The sequence below is a fragment of the Kitasatospora sp. NPDC059973 genome, assembly GCF_042737525.1.
Taxonomy (GTDB): Bacteria; Actinomycetota; Actinomycetes; order Streptomycetales; family Streptomycetaceae; genus Kitasatospora.
The window spans coordinates 31322-48252 of sequence record NZ_JBHWUI010000023.1 but is presented as its reverse complement, the minus strand read 5'-3'; the positions used below and the strand labels follow the sequence as shown (position 1 = coordinate 48252).

Sequence of the window (16931 nt, the reverse complement as noted above, 5' to 3'; positions counted from 1 at the left end):
CCGCCCCGGAGGGGACCGCCGTGGGAATCCTGAACGCACTGTTCGGCCGCACCAAGCCCGTCCGGCCCGACCTCGACCAGCTGTTCGGCGTGCCCTCGGCCGCGCTGACCCTGGAGGCGGCGGCCGGCTTCCGGCCGACCGGCGTCGGGTCGGTCTGCTTCTCCTCGGTCGAGGGCGGCGCCTTCGTCGAGGTCGAGCGGCAGGTCCGGGCCCTGCTGGACGCCGACACCGAGCGCGGCGGCGTCCCGGTGGAGGCCTCCAAGGACGCCTACGGCTACTCCTGGCTGCTCGCCCGGCACACCCCCGAGGAGCTGCCGGAGCTGGTCAACGACCTGCACGCGGTCAACAGCGAGCTGGAGGGGAACGGCTTCGGCCCGCAGCTGCTCTGCTCGCTGGTGGCCTTCCGCGGCGCCGAGGGGCAGCCGCTGGCGCTGGTCTACCTGTACAAGCGCGGCACCTTCTACCCGTTCGCGCCGGTGCCGGGCGGCGGGGAGAAGCGCGACAGCCCGCTGGAACTGCAGGTCAACGCCATGCTGGGGAACGACCTGCGGCTGGAGAAGGACCTCACCCGCTGGTTCCCGGTCTGGGGCGCGCCGGGCCTGTGACGCCCCGTCGGGCCTGCCTATAGTCACCTGCATGCGCAGCCGCCAGTACGGACCCGACCTCACCCCGCCGTGGAAGCGGCAGCAGCCCGCCCCCGAGGTGCCCGCCGACCGGGACCTCGTGGTCGAGGAGGCCGCGACCGGCTTCTGCGGCGCGGTGGTGCGCTGCGAGAAGACCGCCGAGGGTTTCACCGTCACCCTGGAGGACCGGTTCGGCAAGCGGCGGGTGTTCCCGCTGGTGCCGCGCGGCTTCCTGCTGGAGGGCCGGACCGTCACCCTGGTCCGCCCCGCCGCCGCCGCGCCGGCTCCCCCGCGCGCGCCGGGCCGGACGGCCTCCGGCTCGGTCGCCGTCCCCGGAGCGCGGGCCCGGGTGGCCCGGGAGTCGCGGATCTACGTCGAGGGGCGGCACGACGCCGAACTGGTCGAGCGGGTCTGGGGGGACGACCTGCGGATCGAGGGCGTCGTCGTCGAGTACCTGGAGGGCATCGACGACCTGCCCGCGATCGTCGCCGACTTCGCCCCCGGCCCGGGCCGCCGGCTCGGCGTCCTGGTCGACCACCTGCTCCCCGGCACCAAGGAGCACCGGATCGCCGCCCGGGTCACCGGCGACGCCGTGCTGGTCGTCGGCCACCCGTACATCGACGTCTGGCAGGCCGTGAAGCCCTCCTCCGTCGGCATCCCCGGCTGGCCGGACGTCCCCTACGGCGAGGACTGGAAGGGGGGCGTCTGCCGCCGCCTCGGCTGGCCGGCCGACACCCCCGCCGCGTGGAAGCGGATCCTCGCCTCGGTCGACTCCTTCAAGGACCTGGAGCCCGCCCTGCTGGCGAAGGTCGAGGAACTGATCGACTTCGTCACCCTGGAGGACTGACCGGTCAGCCGTGGGCCCGCGACCGCGAGCCGGCGGCTGGCACCACGGCAACGACTCTCAGTCCACCAGGTCGCGGACCACGGCGTCGGCCAGGAGGCGGCCCTGGAGGGTCAGGGTGGCCCGGCCGCGCTCGTGGGTGGTGCGGTCGAGCAGGCCGTCGGCGAGGTGCCGGTCGGCGGCCGCGCGGCCGGTCGCCGTGAGCAGGTCCAGCGGGATGCCCTCGGCGAGGCGCAGTTCGAGCAGGATGCGCTCGACCCGGCGGTCCTCGTCGGTGAGCCGCTCGCGGCCCTGGGCCGGGGTGCGGCGCTCGGCGAGGGCGCGGGCGTAGCCGGCCGGGTGCTTGGCGTTCCACCAGCGGACGCCGCCGACGTGGCTGTGCGCGCCGGGGCCGGCGCCCCACCAGTCGCCGCCGGTCCAGTAGAGCTCGTTGTGGCGGCAGCGGCCCTGCGGGGTGGTGGCCCAGTTGGAGACCTCGTACCAGGAGTAGCCGGCGGCGGCGAGCGCCTGCTCGGCGATCAGGTAGCGGTCGGCGTGCACGTCGTCGTCGATCATCGGCAGCTCGCCGCGCTTGACCCGGGCGGCCAGCTTGGTGCCGTCCTCGACGATCAGCGAGTAGGCCGAGACGTGGTCCGGCCCGGCGCCGATCGCGGCGTCCAGGGAGGCCCGCCAGTCGTCGTCGGACTCGCCGGGGGTGCCGTAGATGAGGTCCAGGTTGACGTGCTCGAAGCCGGCCGCGCGGGCCTCGGCCACGCAGGCCTCCGGGCGGCCCGGGGTGTGGTGGCGGTCGAGCAGCCGCAGGACGTGCGGCCGGGCGCTCTGCATGCCGAAGGAGACCCGGTTGTAGCCGCCCTCGCGCAGTTCGGCGAGGTAGGCCGGGTCGACCGACTCGGGGTTGGCCTCGGTGGTCACCTCGGCGTCGTCGGCGAGCCCGAACTCCGCCCGGATCGCCGCCAGCATCTTCACCAGGTCCCGGGCGGGCAGCAGGGTGGGCGTGCCGCCGCCGAGGAAGACGGTCCGCACGGGCAGGTCGGTGTCGCCGAGGACCTCGCGGGCCAGCCGGATCTCGGCGACCACGTTGTCGGCGTAGGTCTCCTGGGAGGCGACGGCGCCGGAGGAGCGCAGCTCGGTGGCGGTGTAGGTGTTGAAGTCGCAGTAGCCGCAGCGGCTCGCGCAGTACGGCACGTGCAGGTAGAAGCCGAACGGCCGCGACCCGAGCCCGGCGAGGGCGTGCGCGGGCAGGGAACCGTCGGACGGCACGGGTTCGCCGTCGGGGAGTGCGGAGGGCATGACCCCATTGTCCCGTACGGCCCCGGTGATCATCGAGGCCGTACGGGACGACGGACGGATCAGGCCTCGTTCGCGCCCGCGTACATCTCGGTGACGGCGTCCGCGTACGTCCGCTCGACCACCGGGCGCTTGATCTTCAGGCTCGGCGTGAGCTCGCCGTGCTCGATGTCCAGGTCGCGCGGGAGCAGGGTGAACTTCTTGATCGTCTGCCAGCGCTGGAGGTCGCCGTTGAGGCGCTGCACGAAGCCGTCGACCAGCTGGTGCACCTTCGGGTCGCCGACCACCTCGGCGTAGGACTTGCCGGCCAGGCCGTGCTCGGCCGCCCACGGCATGATCACCGACTCGTCCAGGCCGATCAGCGCGGTGCAGTAGTTGCGGCCGTTGCCGATCACCAGGATGTTGCTGACGAACGGGCAGACCGCCTTGAACTTGCCCTCCACCTCGCTCGGCGCGACGTACTTGCCGCCGGAGGTCTTGAACATGTCCTTCTTGCGGTCGGTGATCCGCAGGAAGCCGTCCTGGCCGATCTCGCCGATGTCCTCGGTGTGGAACCAGCCGTCCGGCTCCAGCACCTCGGCGGTCTTCTCCGGCAGGTTGTGGTAGCCGCGCATGACGCCGGGGCCGCGCAGCAGGATCTCGCCGTCCTCGGCGATCCGGATCTCGCTGCCGGGCAGCACGGTGCCGATGGTGCCGACCCGGAGGTCCTCGGCGGGGTTGACGCAGATCCCGGCCGAGCTCTCGGTCAGGCCGTAGCCCTCCAGGACTGGCACGCCGACACCGGCGAAGAAGTAGCCGATCTCGGGTGCCAGCGCGGCACTGCCGGAGACCGAGCCGCGCATCCGCCCGCCGAACGCGGCCCGGATCTTGGCGTACACCAGCTTGTCGGCCACCGCGTGCCGCACCCGCAGCCCCAGCGGGGCGCTGTCCTGCCCGGTGGCGATCCGGTTGGCCTGGGTGACCCGGGCGTAGTCGCGGGCGGTCTTCGCCGCCCACATGAAGATCTTGTACTTGGCGCCGCCCTCGGCCCGGGCCTTGCCGGCGATGCCGTTGTAGACCTTCTCGAAGATGCGCGGCGCCGAGGCCATCATGGTCGGGCGGATCACCGGCAGGTTGTGGATGATCCGGTCCACCCGGCCGTCCAGCGCCATCACGTGACCGGTGGCGATCTGGCCGCAGATCAGGCTCTTGCCGAACACGTGCGACAGCGGCAGCCACATGAACTGCACGTCGTCCGCGCGCAGCAGCCCGCTCTCCTCCTGCGCCCGCCCCTGGTACGCCCAGCAGTCGTGGACCAGCCGCACGCCCTTGGGGCGGCCGGTGGTGCCGGAGGTGTAGATCAGGGTCGCCAGCTGCTCCTTGTCGAGCGCGTCGACGGCCCGCCGCACGGCGTCCGGGTGCTGCTCCAGGTACTCGGTGCCGAGCTGCTCCAGCTCGGCCAGGGTGAGCACGTTCAGCCCGGGCGCCCCGGCGACCGGGCCGGTGCCGTCGAAGAGGACGGCGGTGCGCAGCTCGGGCAGCTGGCCGAGCTCGCCGACGACCTTGGCGAGCTGCTTCTCGTTCTCGACGAAGATCGCCCTGGAGCCCGAGTCGGAGAGGATGTAGGCCGTCTCGTCGGCGTTGGTGCTCGGGTAGACGGCCGTGGTGGCCGCCCCCGCGCACATGTTGCCGAGGTCGGCGATGACCCACTCCAGCCGGGTGGAGGACATCAGCGCGACCCGGTCCTCCGGGCTGATGCCCAGCGACAGCAGGCCGGCGGCCACCGCGTACACCCGGGTGGCGGTCTGCGCCCAGGTCAGCGAACGCCACTGCTCGGCGCCGGGGGCGCCGTCCGCCGCGTGCTCGTCCACCGGGACGGGGAAGCGGTAGGCCTCACCCGCCGGCGTGGCGGCGACCCGCTCCAGGAACAGGTGGGCGACGGAGGCGGGCCGCCCGGCGACGATGTCGGCACGGCCGGAGTCGATCAGGGACTGCGCGGAACTCAACGAGGACCTCCGGGGGCGGGTGGCCGTCTGAGGGATGTCGCGGCGCCCGTGGGGGCGGTCGCCGGGCCCCCGGGCAATCGATCCGATACCGGTGAGTAACAAGGGGGCAATCAGCAGCCTAGGGGGAAACCGGTCATTCCGTAAGAGGGTGAGGACAGCTGGCACACTGCCGAGCCGCCGGTGCACGGCGCAACCGGGCCCGCCGGTGCGTTCAGCAAAGGACTGGACAAACCTCGGGGCGCGGGGCCGGAATCAACTGTGCGAGTCCACAGAAGCATGAGAATTGGGATGCGAACCCCACTGCCGAAGACAAGAGTGTGCCAGTGCTGATCAGACTGCTGAGGGCGTACCTGCGCCCGTACTCCCGACCGATCTCCCTGCTGGTGCTCCTCCAGCTGGTGTCCACGCTCGCCCTGCTCTACCTGCCGACGCTGAACGCCGACATCATCGACCAGGGCGTGGTCAAGGGCGACACCGGTTACATCCTGCGCATCGGCGCTGTGATGATCGCCGTCACCGTCGCCCAGGCGCTCTGCTCGATCGGTGCCGTCTTCTACGGCGCGCGCACCGCCATGGCGTTCGGCCGGGACGTCCGGGCCGCCGTCTTCGACCGGGTGCAGACCTTCTCCGCCCGCGAGGTCGGCTCCTTCGGCGCCCCCTCCCTGATCACCCGGACGACCAACGACGTCCAGCAGGTCCAGATGCTGGCCCTGATGACCTTCACCCTGATGGTCGCCGCGCCGATCATGTGCGTCGGCGGCATCGTCATGGCGCTCAACCAGGACGTGCCGCTCTCCGCGCTGCTGCTGGCCGTCGTCCCCCTGCTGGGCGTCGTGGTCGCCCTGCTCGTCCGCGCGCTGCGCCCGAAGTTCCGCAGCATGCAGAAGAAGATCGACACGGTGAACCGGGTCCTGCGCGAGCAGATCACCGGCATCCGGGTCATCCGCGCCTTCGTCAAGGACGACCACGAGCAGGCCCGGTTCGCCGGCGCCAACCGGGACCTGACCGGGGTCGCCCTCCAGGTCGGCCAGCTGATGTCGTTCATGTTCCCGGCCGTGATGCTGGTGGTGAACGCCTCCAGCGTCGCCGTGCTCTGGTTCGGCGCCATGCGCATCGACAGCGGCGGCATGGAGATCGGCGGGCTGACCGCCTTCCTCTCCTACCTGATGCAGATCCTGATGAGCGTCATGATGGCCACCTTCATGTTCATGATGGTGCCGCGCGCCGAGGTCTGCGCCGAGCGCATCCAGGAGGTCCTGGACACCAGCTCCAGCGTCGTCCCGCCGGCCACCCCCGTCACCGAACTCCTGGCCCGGGGCAAGCTCGAACTGCGCGCCGTCGAGTTCCGCTACCCCGGCGCCGAGGCCTCCGTCCTGCGCGGCGTCGACATCACCGCCCGCCCCGGCGAGACCACCGCCGTCATCGGCTCCACCGGCAGCGGCAAGTCCACCCTGCTCGGCCTCGTCCCCCGGCTCTTCGACGCCACCGCCGGACAGGTCCTGCTGGACGGCGTGGACGTCCGCGAACTCGCCCCCGAGACGATCGCCGAGACCGTCGGCCTCGTCCCGCAGAAGCCCTACCTGTTCACCGGCACCGTCGCCAGCAACCTGCGCTACGGCCGGCCCGACGCCACCGACGAGGAGCTCTGGCACGCCCTGGAGGTCGCCCAGGCCAAGGAGTTCGTCGAGCGCTTCCCCGAGGGCCTCGACGCGCCCATCGCCCAGGGCGGCAGCAACGTCTCCGGCGGCCAGCGCCAGCGCCTGGCGATCGCCCGCGCGCTCGTCCGCAAGCCCGGCGTCTACCTGTTCGACGACTCGTTCTCGGCGCTGGACTACGCCACCGACGCCAGGCTGCGCAGGGCCCTCTCCCGGGAGACCGCCGACGCCACCGTGCTGATCGTCGCCCAGCGCGTCTCCACCATCCGCGACGCCGACCGGATCGTCGTCCTGGACGAGGGCGCGGTCGTCGGCAGCGGCACCCACGGCGAACTGATGGCCGACAACCCGACGTACCGGGAGATCGTGCTCTCCCAGCTCACCGAGCAGGAGGCGGCGTGACCACCCCGCAGAAGAAGGCGCCCATGACGAAGGGCCCCGGCTCCGGCGAGGTGCCCAGCGACTCGCAGGCCGCCGCCGCCCGCCGCGGCCCGGCCGGCCCCGGCCGGTTCATGGGCGGCCAGGGCTCCGAGAAGTCGATGGACTTCAAGGGCTCGGGCAAGCGGCTGCTCGCCCTGCTCCGCCCCGAACGCGCCCTGCTCAGCGGCGTGCTGGCCCTCGGCGTGCTCAGCATCGGCTGCGCCGTGACCGGGCCCAAGGTACTCGGCAGGGCCACCGACCTGATCTTCGCCGGCGTGGTCGGCCAGCAGTTCCCGGCCGGCATCTCCAAGGCGCAGGCCGTCGCGGACGTGCGGGCGCACGACGGCGGCGCCGCCGACCTGCTCTCCGCGGTCGACTTCACCCCCGGCCAGCACATGGACTTCAGCGCGATCGGCACCGTGCTGCTCTGGGTGCTGGCGATCTACGTCGCCTCCGCCGCCTTCGGCATCGTCCAGGGCCGGCTCGCCACCAAGGCGATCCAGCGGGCCAGCTACCGGCTGCGCCAGGACGTCGAGTCCAAGCTCGCCCGGCTGCCGCTCAGCTACTTCGACAAGCAGCCCCGCGGCGAGGTGCTCAGCCGGGTCACCAACGACATCGACAACATCGGCCAGTCCATGCAGCAGACCATGGGCCAGGTGGTGAACTCGCTGCTCACCGTGGTCGGCGTGCTCGCCATGATGTTCTGGATCTCCCCGCTGCTCGCCCTGATCGCCCTGATCTCCGTCCCGCTGTCGGTCGTGGTGGCGACCAGGGTCGGCAAGCGGGCGCAGCCGCAGTTCGTCCAGCAGTGGAAGTCCACCGGGCAGCTGAACGCGCACATCGAGGAGATGTACACCGGCCACGCCCTGGTGAAGGTCTTCGGCCGGCAGAAGGAGTCCGCCGAGACCTTCCGGGAGCACAACGAGGCGCTGTACACGGCCAGCTTCCGGGCCCAGTTCATCTCCGGCATCATCCAGCCCGCGATGATGCTGATCGGCAACCTGCAGTACGTGCTGGTGGCCGTCGTCGGCGGCCTGCGGGTCGCCAGCGGCGCGCTGTCGATCGGCGACGTGCAGGCGTTCATCCAGTACTCGCGGCAGTTCAGCCAGCCGCTCACCCAGGTCGCCAGCATGGCCAACCTGGTGCAGTCCGGCGTCGCCTCCGCCGAGCGCGTCTTCGAGCTGCTGGACGCGACCGAGCAGACCCCGGAGCCGGCCATGCCGGAGCGCCCCGACGCGATCCGCGGCCGGGTCGCCTTCCAGGACGTCTCCTTCCGCTACGACCCCGACAAGCCGCTCATCGACGACCTCTCGCTGAAGGTCGAACCGGGCCAGACCGTCGCCATCGTCGGCCCGACCGGCGCCGGCAAGACCACCCTGGTCAACCTGCTGATGCGGTTCTACGAGGTCAGCGGCGGGCGGATCACCCTGGACGGGGTCGACATCGCGGCCATGTCCCGCGAGGACCTCCGCTCCGGCATCGGCATGGTCCTCCAGGACACCTGGCTGTTCGGCGGCACCATCGCCGAGAACATCGCCTACGGCGCCCAGGGCGCCACCCACGAGCAGGTCGTCGAGGCGGCCAGGGCCGCCCACGTGGACCGCTTCGTCCGGACCCTGCCGAACGGCTACGACACCGTCATCGACGACGAGGGCACCGGCGTCAGCACCGGCGAGAAGCAGCTGATCACCATCGCCCGGGCGTTCCTGGCGCAGCCGTCGATCCTGGTCCTGGACGAGGCGACCAGCTCGGTCGACACCCGGACCGAGGTGCTGATCCAGCGCGCCATGGCCCGGCTGCGCACCGGCCGCACCAGCTTCGTGATCGCCCACCGGCTCTCCACCATCCGGGACGCCGACGTGATCCTGGTGATGGAGAGCGGCTCGATCGTCGAACAGGGCACGCACGACGAGCTGATCGCCGCCGAGGGCGCGTACGCCCGCCTGTACCAGGCGCAGTTCGCCGAGGCCGTCGCCGAGGTGGACTGACCGGCGGGCCGGCGGGCCGCACCGGAGGGGGAGGGCGGGGTCACCCGGCCTCCCCCTCCGGCGTTCCGCCCACGGGGAGGCCGGGGCCCCGTCCGGGGGTGCCCCCTCGAACGCTCCGGCCGCCGCCCCGGGCCGCTACGGTGGGCCTGTGAGTGACGACCTGTCGGCCGCTGCCGCCGCACAACCCGACGCCTTCGAGGCCCACCGGCGCTACCTGGGCTCGGTCGCCTACCGGCTGCTCGGCTCGTTCAGCGACGCCGAGGACGTGCTGCAGGAGGCCTGGCTGCGCTGGCGCGGCACCGACCGGTCCGCCGTCGCCGACCCGCGCGCCTTCCTGACCACCGTCGTCACCCGGCTCTGCTACGACCAGCTGGGCTCCGCCCGGGCCCGCCGGGAGGCCTACTTCGGCGAATGGCTGCCCGAACCGGCCGTCTCCTACCAGGACTCCCCCGCCTCACCGGCCGAGCTGGCCGAACTCGGCGAGTCCGTCTCGCTCGCGGTGCTCGCCGTCCTGGAGCAGCTCACCCCGGCCGAACGCGCCGCCTTCGTGCTGCACGACGTGTTCGCGGTCGGCTTCGACGAGATCGCCGCCTCCCTCGACCGCTCCCCCGACGCCGCCCGCCAGCTCGCCTCCCGGGCCCGGCGCCGGGTCAAGGACGGCGGGCGCCGCGCCACCGCCGACCCGGCCGAGCACCGGCAGGCCGTGGCCGCCTTCGCGGCGGCCAGCACCCGCGGCGACATCGAGGGCCTGCTGGCCGTGCTCGACCCGGACGTGGTCTGGCACTCCGACGGCGGCGGCGTCGTCAGCGCCGGCGCCCGCCCGGTCCTCGGCGCGGACAAGGTCTCCCGCCTGGTGGCCGGCCTGGTCGCGAAGTGGTTCCTGCCGGGCATGAGCCTGGTGCCCGCCCTGGTCAACGACGAGCCGGGGCTGCTCGTCCAGGACGCGGACGGCCGGCCCGGCGGCGTGCTGGCGTTCACCGTCGCCGACGGCCGGATCACCGAGGCCTTCGTGGTGGTCAACCCCGAGAAGCTGACCCGGGTGGCCGACGCCCCCGGCACGCCGACGGACCTGTGACCCAGCACGCCGACGGACCTGTAACGCGGCCCGCCGACGGACCTGTGACGCGGCTCACCGTCACACCCTGACCGGCCGCGTCGTCCCCTTCCCGAACGGACACCGAGAACGTGTCGACAGAACGCTCCGCGGGGGCGTTTCGGAGGAGGCGGACGACATGACCGAGAAGCAGATCGTCGTACTGGGCGCCGGCTACGCGGGGCTGACCGCGGCGACCCGGGCGGGCCGGCGCCACCGGGTGACCCTGATCGCCCCGGAGACCCGCTTCCTGCACCGCGTCCGCCAGCACGAGACCGCCGCCGGCCTCCCCGAGCACCGGCCCGCCCTGGCCGAGGTGGTCCGCGGGCGCGGCGTGCGGCACGTCCCGGCCCGGGCCACCGGCCTGGACCTCGCCGCCCGCAAGGTCTTCCTGGACACCGGCGAGGCCCTCCCCTACGACACCCTGGTCTACGCCCTCGGCAGCCGCACCGCCTGGCACGCCGTCCCGGGCGCCGCCGAGCACGCCTACTCCGCCGAGCGGGCCGCCGAACTGGGCGAGCGGCTGAGCACCGCCGGGCGGCCCGGCACCGTCGTCGTGGTCGGCGGCGGTGCCACCGGCATCGAACTGGCCACCGAGATCGCCGAGGCCCACCCCGCCTGGCGGGTGCGGATCGTCGCCGCCGGACAGGTCGGCGGCTGGTTCTCGGCCCGTGGCCGGGCCCACGTCCGCACCGTCATGGCCCGGCTCGGGATCGAGGTGCACGAGCGGCACACCGTCACCGGGGTCGACGCCGGGGGCCTCGACACCACCGGCGGCCGGATCCCCGCCGACGTGGTCGCCTGGGCCGCCGCCATGGAGCCGCACCCGCTGGCGGCCGAGGCGGGCCTGACCGTCGACCCGGCCGGCCGGGCGGTGGTCGACGGCCACCTGCGCTCCGTCTCGCACCCGGAGGTCCACGTCATCGGCGACGCCGCCGCGGTGACCGTCCCCGGCACCGGCACCCTGCGGATGGGCTGCGCCACCGCCCAGCCGATGGGCCGCTACCTCGGCAAGCTGCTCACCGGGCGCACCGACAAGCCCTTCGCGTTCCGCTACGCCGTGCAGTGCCTGAGCCTCGGCCGCCGGGACGGCCTGGTCCAGCTGATCCACGGCGACGACTCGATGCGGCCCTCGGTGCTGACCGGCCGGGCCGGGCGGCTGACCAAGGCCGCCATCGTCAACGGCGTGGTCTGGGCGCTGCGTTGAGAGCCTGAGCCGGGCCGCCGCACCGACCGGGCGCCGTGCGGACAGGCCGGCCGTGCGGACAGGCCGACGGGCGGACAGGCCGACGGGCGGACAGGCCGACGGGCGGACAGGCCGACGGGCGGACAGGCCGACGGGCCCGGGGCGAGGCGCCCCGGGCCCGTCGGGCACCGCTGCGGCCGACCCCGTCGGGCCGGCCGGAAACACCCGGCTCGCGCCGGCTACTTCTTCTCCTTCGGCGCCTCGGCGTCGGTGGACAGCGCGGCGATGAAGGCCTCCTGCGGGACCTCCACGCGGCCGACCATCTTCATCCGCTTCTTGCCTTCCTTCTGCTTCTCCAGCAGCTTGCGCTTGCGCGAGATGTCACCGCCGTAGCACTTGGCGAGAACGTCCTTGCGGATCGCGCGGACCGTCTCACGGGCGATCACCCGGGAGCCGATGGCGGCCTGGATCGGCACCTCGAACTGCTGGCGCGGGATCAGCTTCTGCAGCTTGCCGGCCATCATCACGCCGTAGTTGTAGGCCTTGTCCTTGTGCACGATCGCGGAGAACGCGTCCACCGCGTCGCCGTGCAGCAGGATGTCGACCTTGACCAGCTGGGCGCTCTGTTCGCCGATGGGCTCGTAGTCGAAGGAGCCGTAGCCGCGGGTCTTGGACTTCAACTGGTCGAAGAAGTCGAAGACGATCTCGGCGAGCGGCAGGGTGTAGCGCAGCTCGACGCGGTCCTCGGAGAGGTAGTCCATGCCCTGGAGGTTGCCGCGACGGGCCTGGCAGAGCTCCATGATGGCGCCGACGAACTCGTTCGGCGCCAGGATGGTGCCGCGCACGACCGGCTCGTAGACCTCGGCGAGCTTCCCGGTCGGGAACTCGCTGGGGTTGGTGACGGTGTGCTCGGTGCCGTCCTCCATCACGACGCGGTAGACCACGTTCGGGGCGGTGGAGATCAGGTCGAGGTTGAACTCGCGCTCCAGGCGCTCCCGGATGATCTCCAGGTGCAGCAGGCCGAGGAAGCCGCAGCGGTAGCCGAAGCCGAGGGCGACCGAGGTCTCCGGCTCGTAGACCAGCGCGGCGTCGTTCAGGCGCAGCTTGTCGAGGGCGTCGCGCAGCAGCGGGTAGTCCGAGCCGTCCAGCGGGTACAGGCCGGAGAAGACCATCGGACGCGGGTCCTTGTAGCCGCCCAGCGCCTCGGTCGCACCCTTGTGCATCGAGGTGATGGTGTCACCGACCTTGGACTGCCGGACGTCCTTCACCCCGGTGATGATGTAGCCGACCTCGCCGACGCCCAGGCCGTCGGCGACCTTCGGCTCCGGCGAGATGACGCCGATCTCCAGCAGCTCGTGGGTCGCGCCGGTGGACATCATGGCGATGCGCTCGCGCTTGGTGAGCTGGCCGTCGACCACCCGGACGTAGGTGACCACGCCGCGGTAGGAGTCGTAGACCGAGTCGAAGATCATCGCGCGGGCCGGGGCGTCCTTGACGCCGACCGGGGCCGGGATCTTGTCGACCAGGTGGTCGAGCAGCTCCTCGACGCCGAGACCGGTCTTGGCGCTGACCTTGAGCACGTCGTCCGGGTCGCAGCCGATGATGTGCGCGATCTCGGCGGCGTACTTCTCCGGCTGGGCGGCCGGCAGGTCGATCTTGTTGAGCACCGGGACGATCGTGAGGTCGTTCTCCAGCGCCAGGTACAGGTTGGCGAGGGTCTGCGCCTCGATGCCCTGGGCGGCGTCCACCACGAGGACGGTGCCCTCGCAGGCGGCGAGGGAACGGGACACCTCGTACGTGAAGTCCACGTGGCCCGGGGTGTCGATCATGTTGAGGATGTGCGTCGAGCCGGCGTTCGGCCCCGTCTTCGGCGCCCATGGGAGGCGGACGGCCTGCGACTTGATGGTGATGCCGCGCTCACGCTCGATGTCCATGCGGTCGAGGTACTGGGCGCGCATCTGCCGCGGGTCGACCACACCGGTGATCTGGAGCATCCGGTCTGCGAGCGTCGACTTGCCGTGGTCGATGTGGGCGATGATGCAGAAGTTGCGGATCAGCGCCGGGTCGGTACGGCTGGGCTCTGGCACATTGCTGGGGGTCGCGGGCACCTTGGTCCGATTCTCCGTTGGTCCGGGGGCCGGGGGCGTCCGGGTCATCGCTGACCGGTTTCCCGGGGACCGGACAGTCGTCCGATCGAAATAGTTCTTCCCATCCTCCCACGAGCGCGACGTCCGCCGCCGTTCGGTTCCACCGGGGCCGCGCCGGGGGTGCTCCGGGGGTCGGTGCGCGGGTCCGTCCGGCAGTCCGTCCGGGAGTCCGTCCGGGGCTGGTCCGCGGGCCCGTTCAAGTGCCGCCGCGGGGCCCTTGAACGGCCGTCCCTTCCCGCGCCCCGACCGGTCGGGGCAGGATGGTCGTCCATGATCCTGGAAAGCGCCCTCCTCGACGTCGTCCCCGGCCAGGAGGACGCGTTCCTCGCCGCCTTCGCGGAGGCGAAGCCGCTGATCGCGATCCAGTCCGGCTTCCGCTCCCTCGCGCTGCGCCGCTGCCTCGACGAGGGCCGCGGCGCCAGGTTCCTGCTCCAGGTGGAATGGGAGGCGCTGGAGGACCACACGGAGGGGTTCCGCTGTTCCGCCGAGTACCAGCGGTGGCGCGAGCTGCTGCACCGCTTCTACCGGCCGTTTCCCGAGGTCGAGCACTACGGCGAGCCGGTGCTCCGGGCCTGATCCGGATCCGGCCGGTTTGGGTCGGGCGGTGCCCCCTGGTAGCGTGGGGCGCTGCACCTGGCCCAGGCATGCCCTCTCAGCAGTCCGGCGGCCGCGCGGTGCAACTCTCCCCCAGCCTTCGGCCGGGGGGACCCCAGAACCGTTTACTGACAAGACTGAGGCTCCTTCGTGGCGAACATCAAGTCCCAGATCAAGCGCAACAAGACCAACGAGAAGGCGCGCCTGCGCAACAAGGCCGTCAAGTCCTCGCTGAAGACCGCCCTGCGCAAGGCCCGTGAGGCCGCTGCCGCCGGCGAGACCGAGAAGGCCACCGTGCTGGCCCGCGCCGCCTCCAAGGCGCTGGACAAGGCCGTCAGCAAGGGCGTCATCCACGCCAACCAGGCCGCCAACAAGAAGTCGGCCATCACCAAGCGCGTCAACGCCGTCCAGGCCTGACTCCGCCGGGGCCCACGGCCCCGACCGTCCCAGGACGGACCGGCCCTCTACCCGGTCCCCTGAGGCACGAGCTCAAGACTCGCACCGCACGCGGCCTGCGTTCGCCACGCGGGTGCGGTGCACGAAGATCCACCGGAAGTGCCCGTTCGTAGGCGCTTCCCCGACTGCCCGCCCGGTCCCCACCGGGCGGGCAGTCGTCGTTTCCGGCCGGGGCTTCCGCCGCGGACGTTCTCGCGCGGATCCCCGTCGTCCGGCGGACCGGCTGCGGGTCCTGCGGCTGCGGCTTCTGTCGCTGCGGCTGCGGGTCCTGCGGCTTCTGTCGCGTTCTGTGCTCCTGCCGCTATGGTCGGTGACGGCAGCTCGGGGGGCCGCGCTCACGGCAACCGGGCGGGCGGCGGTCGCGTCCCCCTCCCGGGGGGCCACCGCGTTCCGGGTCACCGTTACGGGCCATCGTTGCGAGTCATGGTTCCGGGGCGGCACCTTCGTGGCAGGCATCTTCGTCGACGCTCAGGGGGGCACCTATGACGACGCCACCACCGCCACCACCACCGGCCCAGGGCGGACCGGGGTTCGGCGGCTTCCCGCAGCAGCCCCCGCCGCCCGCGGCGGCCCCGGGCTTCGGACCTCCGCCCGGACTTCCCCCCTCCCCCGGACTTCCCGCCACCCCTGGACTTCCCCCCGCTCCGGGGCCCGCCCCCTCACCCGGTACGGCCCCCGCCGGGGAGCCCGGGCCGTGCGAGGGGACGGTCAGGAGGGGCGGAAACCTGCGCCGCAACGCCGTCTGGGCGTTCGTCGGCGCCGTCCTGGCCTCGGCCGCCTGGTCCGGCGCCGTGGCCCTGGTGCCGCGGATCGTCGACAGCGGCTCCCCGGCGCAGAGCCTCCACGGCTACCACGCCGTCGACAGGCTCTGCGAGTCGGGCAAGCTCACCGCGTTCAAGAAGCAGTACCGCATGGTCGACGACTACCCGCTGCAGCACACCGGCCGGTCCGACTCCATGGACATCATGCGGTGCTACGCGCTGGTCAAACGAGCGGTCAGCGGGAGCGACGTCGCCGACTACGCCACCCTCGACATCCGCGCCGAACTGCACCGGGCGGTCGACTCCGCGCCCGAATTCGCCGCCACCCGAAGCTACTTCGAGCAGCAGAAGTACGAGATCACCGATGTGCCGAACCTCGGCCAGGAGGCCTACTTCGCCTACGGCGACGAGCCGACCAGCTCGGACCAGACCTTCCACGACATCAACCACTACCTACAGGTCCGGGACGGCGGGATGACGTACTCCCTGTTCTGGACGGACAACTACCAGGTCGGGAAGAACACCACGCTGGACCGCGAGGCCGTCCGCCGCGCGATGCTCGACGACACCCGGGACATCCTGAAGGCGATCGGCGGCTCGTAAGGTCCGGTCGTGGCGGCCGGGTCGGGAAGGTTTCCCGTGGGGCCGGTCGGGTCGGTCGGGTCGGTCGCAGGAGCTGCTCGTGGCGGCCGGCCGTCCCGGCGGGCGGGATCGGGTTGCCGTGGCGCCCGTGCCGGGATCAGTAGGAGCGGCCCCCGGAGCCGGCGCGCGCGGCCCGGGCAACGGCCACCACGGCCCGCTCCAGCGCGAAGGCGGGGTCGTCGGAGCCGCCCTTGACGGCCGCGTCCGCCTGGGCGATCGCCGTCAGGGCCGTGGCCACGCCGTCGCCCGTCCAGCCGCGCATTTGCTGGCGGACCCGCTCGACCTTCCACGGGGGCATCCCCAGCTCGCGGGCCAGATCGGCCGGGCGCATGTTCCGCCCGGTGGTCGCCAGCCGACCGATGCTGCGGACCCCGGACGCCAGCGCGTAGGTGATACCGGTCGGCGGCTGCCCGACGGCCAGCGCCCAGCGCAACCGCTCCAGCGCCTCGGCGGCCCGGCCGGTGACCGCGAAGTCCGCCACCTCGAAGCCGGTGGCCTCGGCCCGGCCGCTGTAGTAGCGGGCCACCACCGTCTCGTCGATGGTGCCCTCGACGTCCGAGGTGAGCTGGCTGCACGCGGCCGCCAGCTCGCGGAGGTCGCTACCGAGCGCGTCCAGCAGGGCCTGGCACGCCTCCGGGGTGGCCGACCGGCCGAGCGTGCGGAACTCTCCCCGGACGAAGGCCAGCCGGTCCGACGCCTTCGCCAGCTTCGCGCAGGCGACCTCACGGCCGCCCGCCTTCCGCCCGGCGTCAAGCAGGCCCTTGCCCTTGGCGCCGCCCGCGTGCACCAGCACCACGATCACCTCGTCGGCCGGGGCCTCGATGTACGCCTTGAGCTCCTTGACGGAGTCGGCGGAAAGGTCCTGGGCGGCCCGGACGACGATCACCTTGCGCTCGGCGAACAGCGAGGGCGTGGTCAGCTCGGCGAGGCTGCCGGGCTGCAGGGTGCCGGGTGGGAGGTCCCGCACATCGGTGTCCGGGTCCGCAGCCCTCGCCGCCGCCACCACCTGGGCGACCGCGCGGTCGAGCAGCAGCTCCTCCTGGCCGACCGCGAGGGTCAGCGGGGCGAGCAGGTCGTCGGGTGCACTCTTCCTGGCCATCGCCTACCAGCATCCCATGGGGTGGGGACACTCCCACCCGGAGGAACGACGGGCGGGAGTGGGTGGGCGGGGGTGGGCGGGCCGGGTCCGACGGCCGGAGGGGCGGAGCCGCCGGGGGTGGGCCGGCGTGGGCCCGACCGGTGGGGGGTGT

At 72.6% G+C, this 16931-nt stretch carries 13 protein-coding genes; 9 read left to right on the top strand and 4 right to left on the bottom strand.

All coding sequences use genetic code 11. The features are described 5' to 3' along the window. The first annotated feature begins 20 nt into the window (after positions 1–20). Together ACFWA9_RS09255 and ACFWA9_RS09250 are read left to right on the top strand one after the other, a co-directional pair. On the top strand, positions 21–605 hold the full coding sequence (locus tag ACFWA9_RS09255) for a hypothetical protein (RefSeq protein ID WP_380384840.1): 585 nt from the start codon (positions 21–23) through the stop codon (positions 603–605). A gap of 31 nt (positions 606–636) precedes the next feature. Continuing rightward, the gene (locus ACFWA9_RS09250; RefSeq protein ID WP_329487591.1) at positions 637–1470 is read left to right on the top strand and encodes a DUF3097 domain-containing protein; all 834 of its coding nucleotides are present in this window, start codon (positions 637–639) and stop codon (positions 1468–1470) included. Between the two features lie 57 nt (positions 1471–1527). Here ACFWA9_RS09250 and hemW read toward each other — a convergent pair whose 3' ends face one another. Continuing rightward, positions 1528–2757 carry a radical SAM family heme chaperone HemW gene (gene hemW / locus ACFWA9_RS09245; RefSeq protein WP_329487592.1) on the bottom strand — a complete coding sequence of 410 codons (1230 nt, stop codon included), beginning with the start codon at positions 2755–2757 and terminating at the stop codon, positions 1528–1530. Positions 2758–2816: 59 nt separating this feature from the next. Beyond that, a complete protein-coding gene (locus tag ACFWA9_RS09240) occupies positions 2817–4739 on the bottom strand; it encodes an AMP-dependent synthetase/ligase (RefSeq protein ID WP_380384838.1) in 1923 nt (640 codons plus the stop codon). A 323-nt stretch (positions 4740–5062) separates the two neighbouring features. On the opposite strand from ACFWA9_RS09240, the gene ACFWA9_RS09235 reads away from it, so the two are divergent. The 4 genes from ACFWA9_RS09235 to ACFWA9_RS09220 all read left to right on the top strand — a co-directional run bounded on the left by ACFWA9_RS09235 (position 5063) and on the right by ACFWA9_RS09220 (position 11102). Beyond that, complete coding sequence (locus tag ACFWA9_RS09235) at positions 5063–6796, top strand: ABC transporter ATP-binding protein (protein WP_352289101.1); 1734 nt, start codon at positions 5063–5065, stop codon at positions 6794–6796. Positions 6797–6819: 23 nt separating this feature from the next. Beyond that, complete coding sequence (locus ACFWA9_RS09230; protein ID WP_380384867.1) at positions 6820–8802, top strand: ABC transporter ATP-binding protein; 1983 nt, start codon at positions 6820–6822, stop codon at positions 8800–8802. Positions 8803–8950: 148 nt separating this feature from the next. Then, the gene (gene sigJ / locus ACFWA9_RS09225; protein ID WP_380384835.1) at positions 8951–9877 is read left to right on the top strand and encodes an RNA polymerase sigma factor SigJ; all 927 of its coding nucleotides are present in this window, start codon (positions 8951–8953) and stop codon (positions 9875–9877) included. Positions 9878–10034: 157 nt separating this feature from the next. Then, a complete protein-coding gene (locus tag ACFWA9_RS09220) occupies positions 10035–11102 on the top strand; it encodes an NAD(P)/FAD-dependent oxidoreductase (RefSeq protein WP_380384832.1) in 1068 nt (355 codons plus the stop codon). A gap of 218 nt (positions 11103–11320) precedes the next feature. On the opposite strand, the gene lepA is transcribed toward ACFWA9_RS09220, so the two are convergent. Next, complete coding sequence (lepA, locus tag ACFWA9_RS09215) at positions 11321–13189, bottom strand: translation elongation factor 4 (protein ID WP_352289110.1); 1869 nt, start codon at positions 13187–13189, stop codon at positions 11321–11323. A gap of 309 nt (positions 13190–13498) precedes the next feature. On the opposite strand from lepA, the gene ACFWA9_RS09210 reads away from it, so the two are divergent. The 3 genes from ACFWA9_RS09210 (at position 13499) to ACFWA9_RS09200 (ending at position 15642) form a co-directional block, all read left to right on the top strand. Beyond that, positions 13499–13804: an antibiotic biosynthesis monooxygenase family protein gene (locus tag ACFWA9_RS09210; RefSeq protein ID WP_380384829.1), complete on the top strand. Its 306-nt coding sequence runs from the start codon at positions 13499–13501 to the stop codon at positions 13802–13804. 168 nt (positions 13805–13972) lie between these two features. Then, positions 13973–14239 (top strand): 30S ribosomal protein S20, encoded by a 267-nt coding sequence (gene rpsT, locus ACFWA9_RS09205; protein ID WP_329487599.1) that lies wholly within the window; start codon positions 13973–13975, stop codon positions 14237–14239. A gap of 830 nt (positions 14240–15069) precedes the next feature. Next, positions 15070–15642 (top strand): hypothetical protein, encoded by a 573-nt coding sequence (locus tag ACFWA9_RS09200; RefSeq protein ID WP_380384826.1) that lies wholly within the window; start codon positions 15070–15072, stop codon positions 15640–15642. Between the two features lie 136 nt (positions 15643–15778). Here the strand turns inward: ACFWA9_RS09200 and holA are convergent, their stop codons facing one another. Beyond that, the gene (holA, locus tag ACFWA9_RS09195; protein ID WP_329487601.1) at positions 15779–16780 is read right to left on the bottom strand and encodes a DNA polymerase III subunit delta; all 1002 of its coding nucleotides are present in this window, start codon (positions 16778–16780) and stop codon (positions 15779–15781) included. Positions 16781–16931 lie beyond the last annotated feature (151 nt).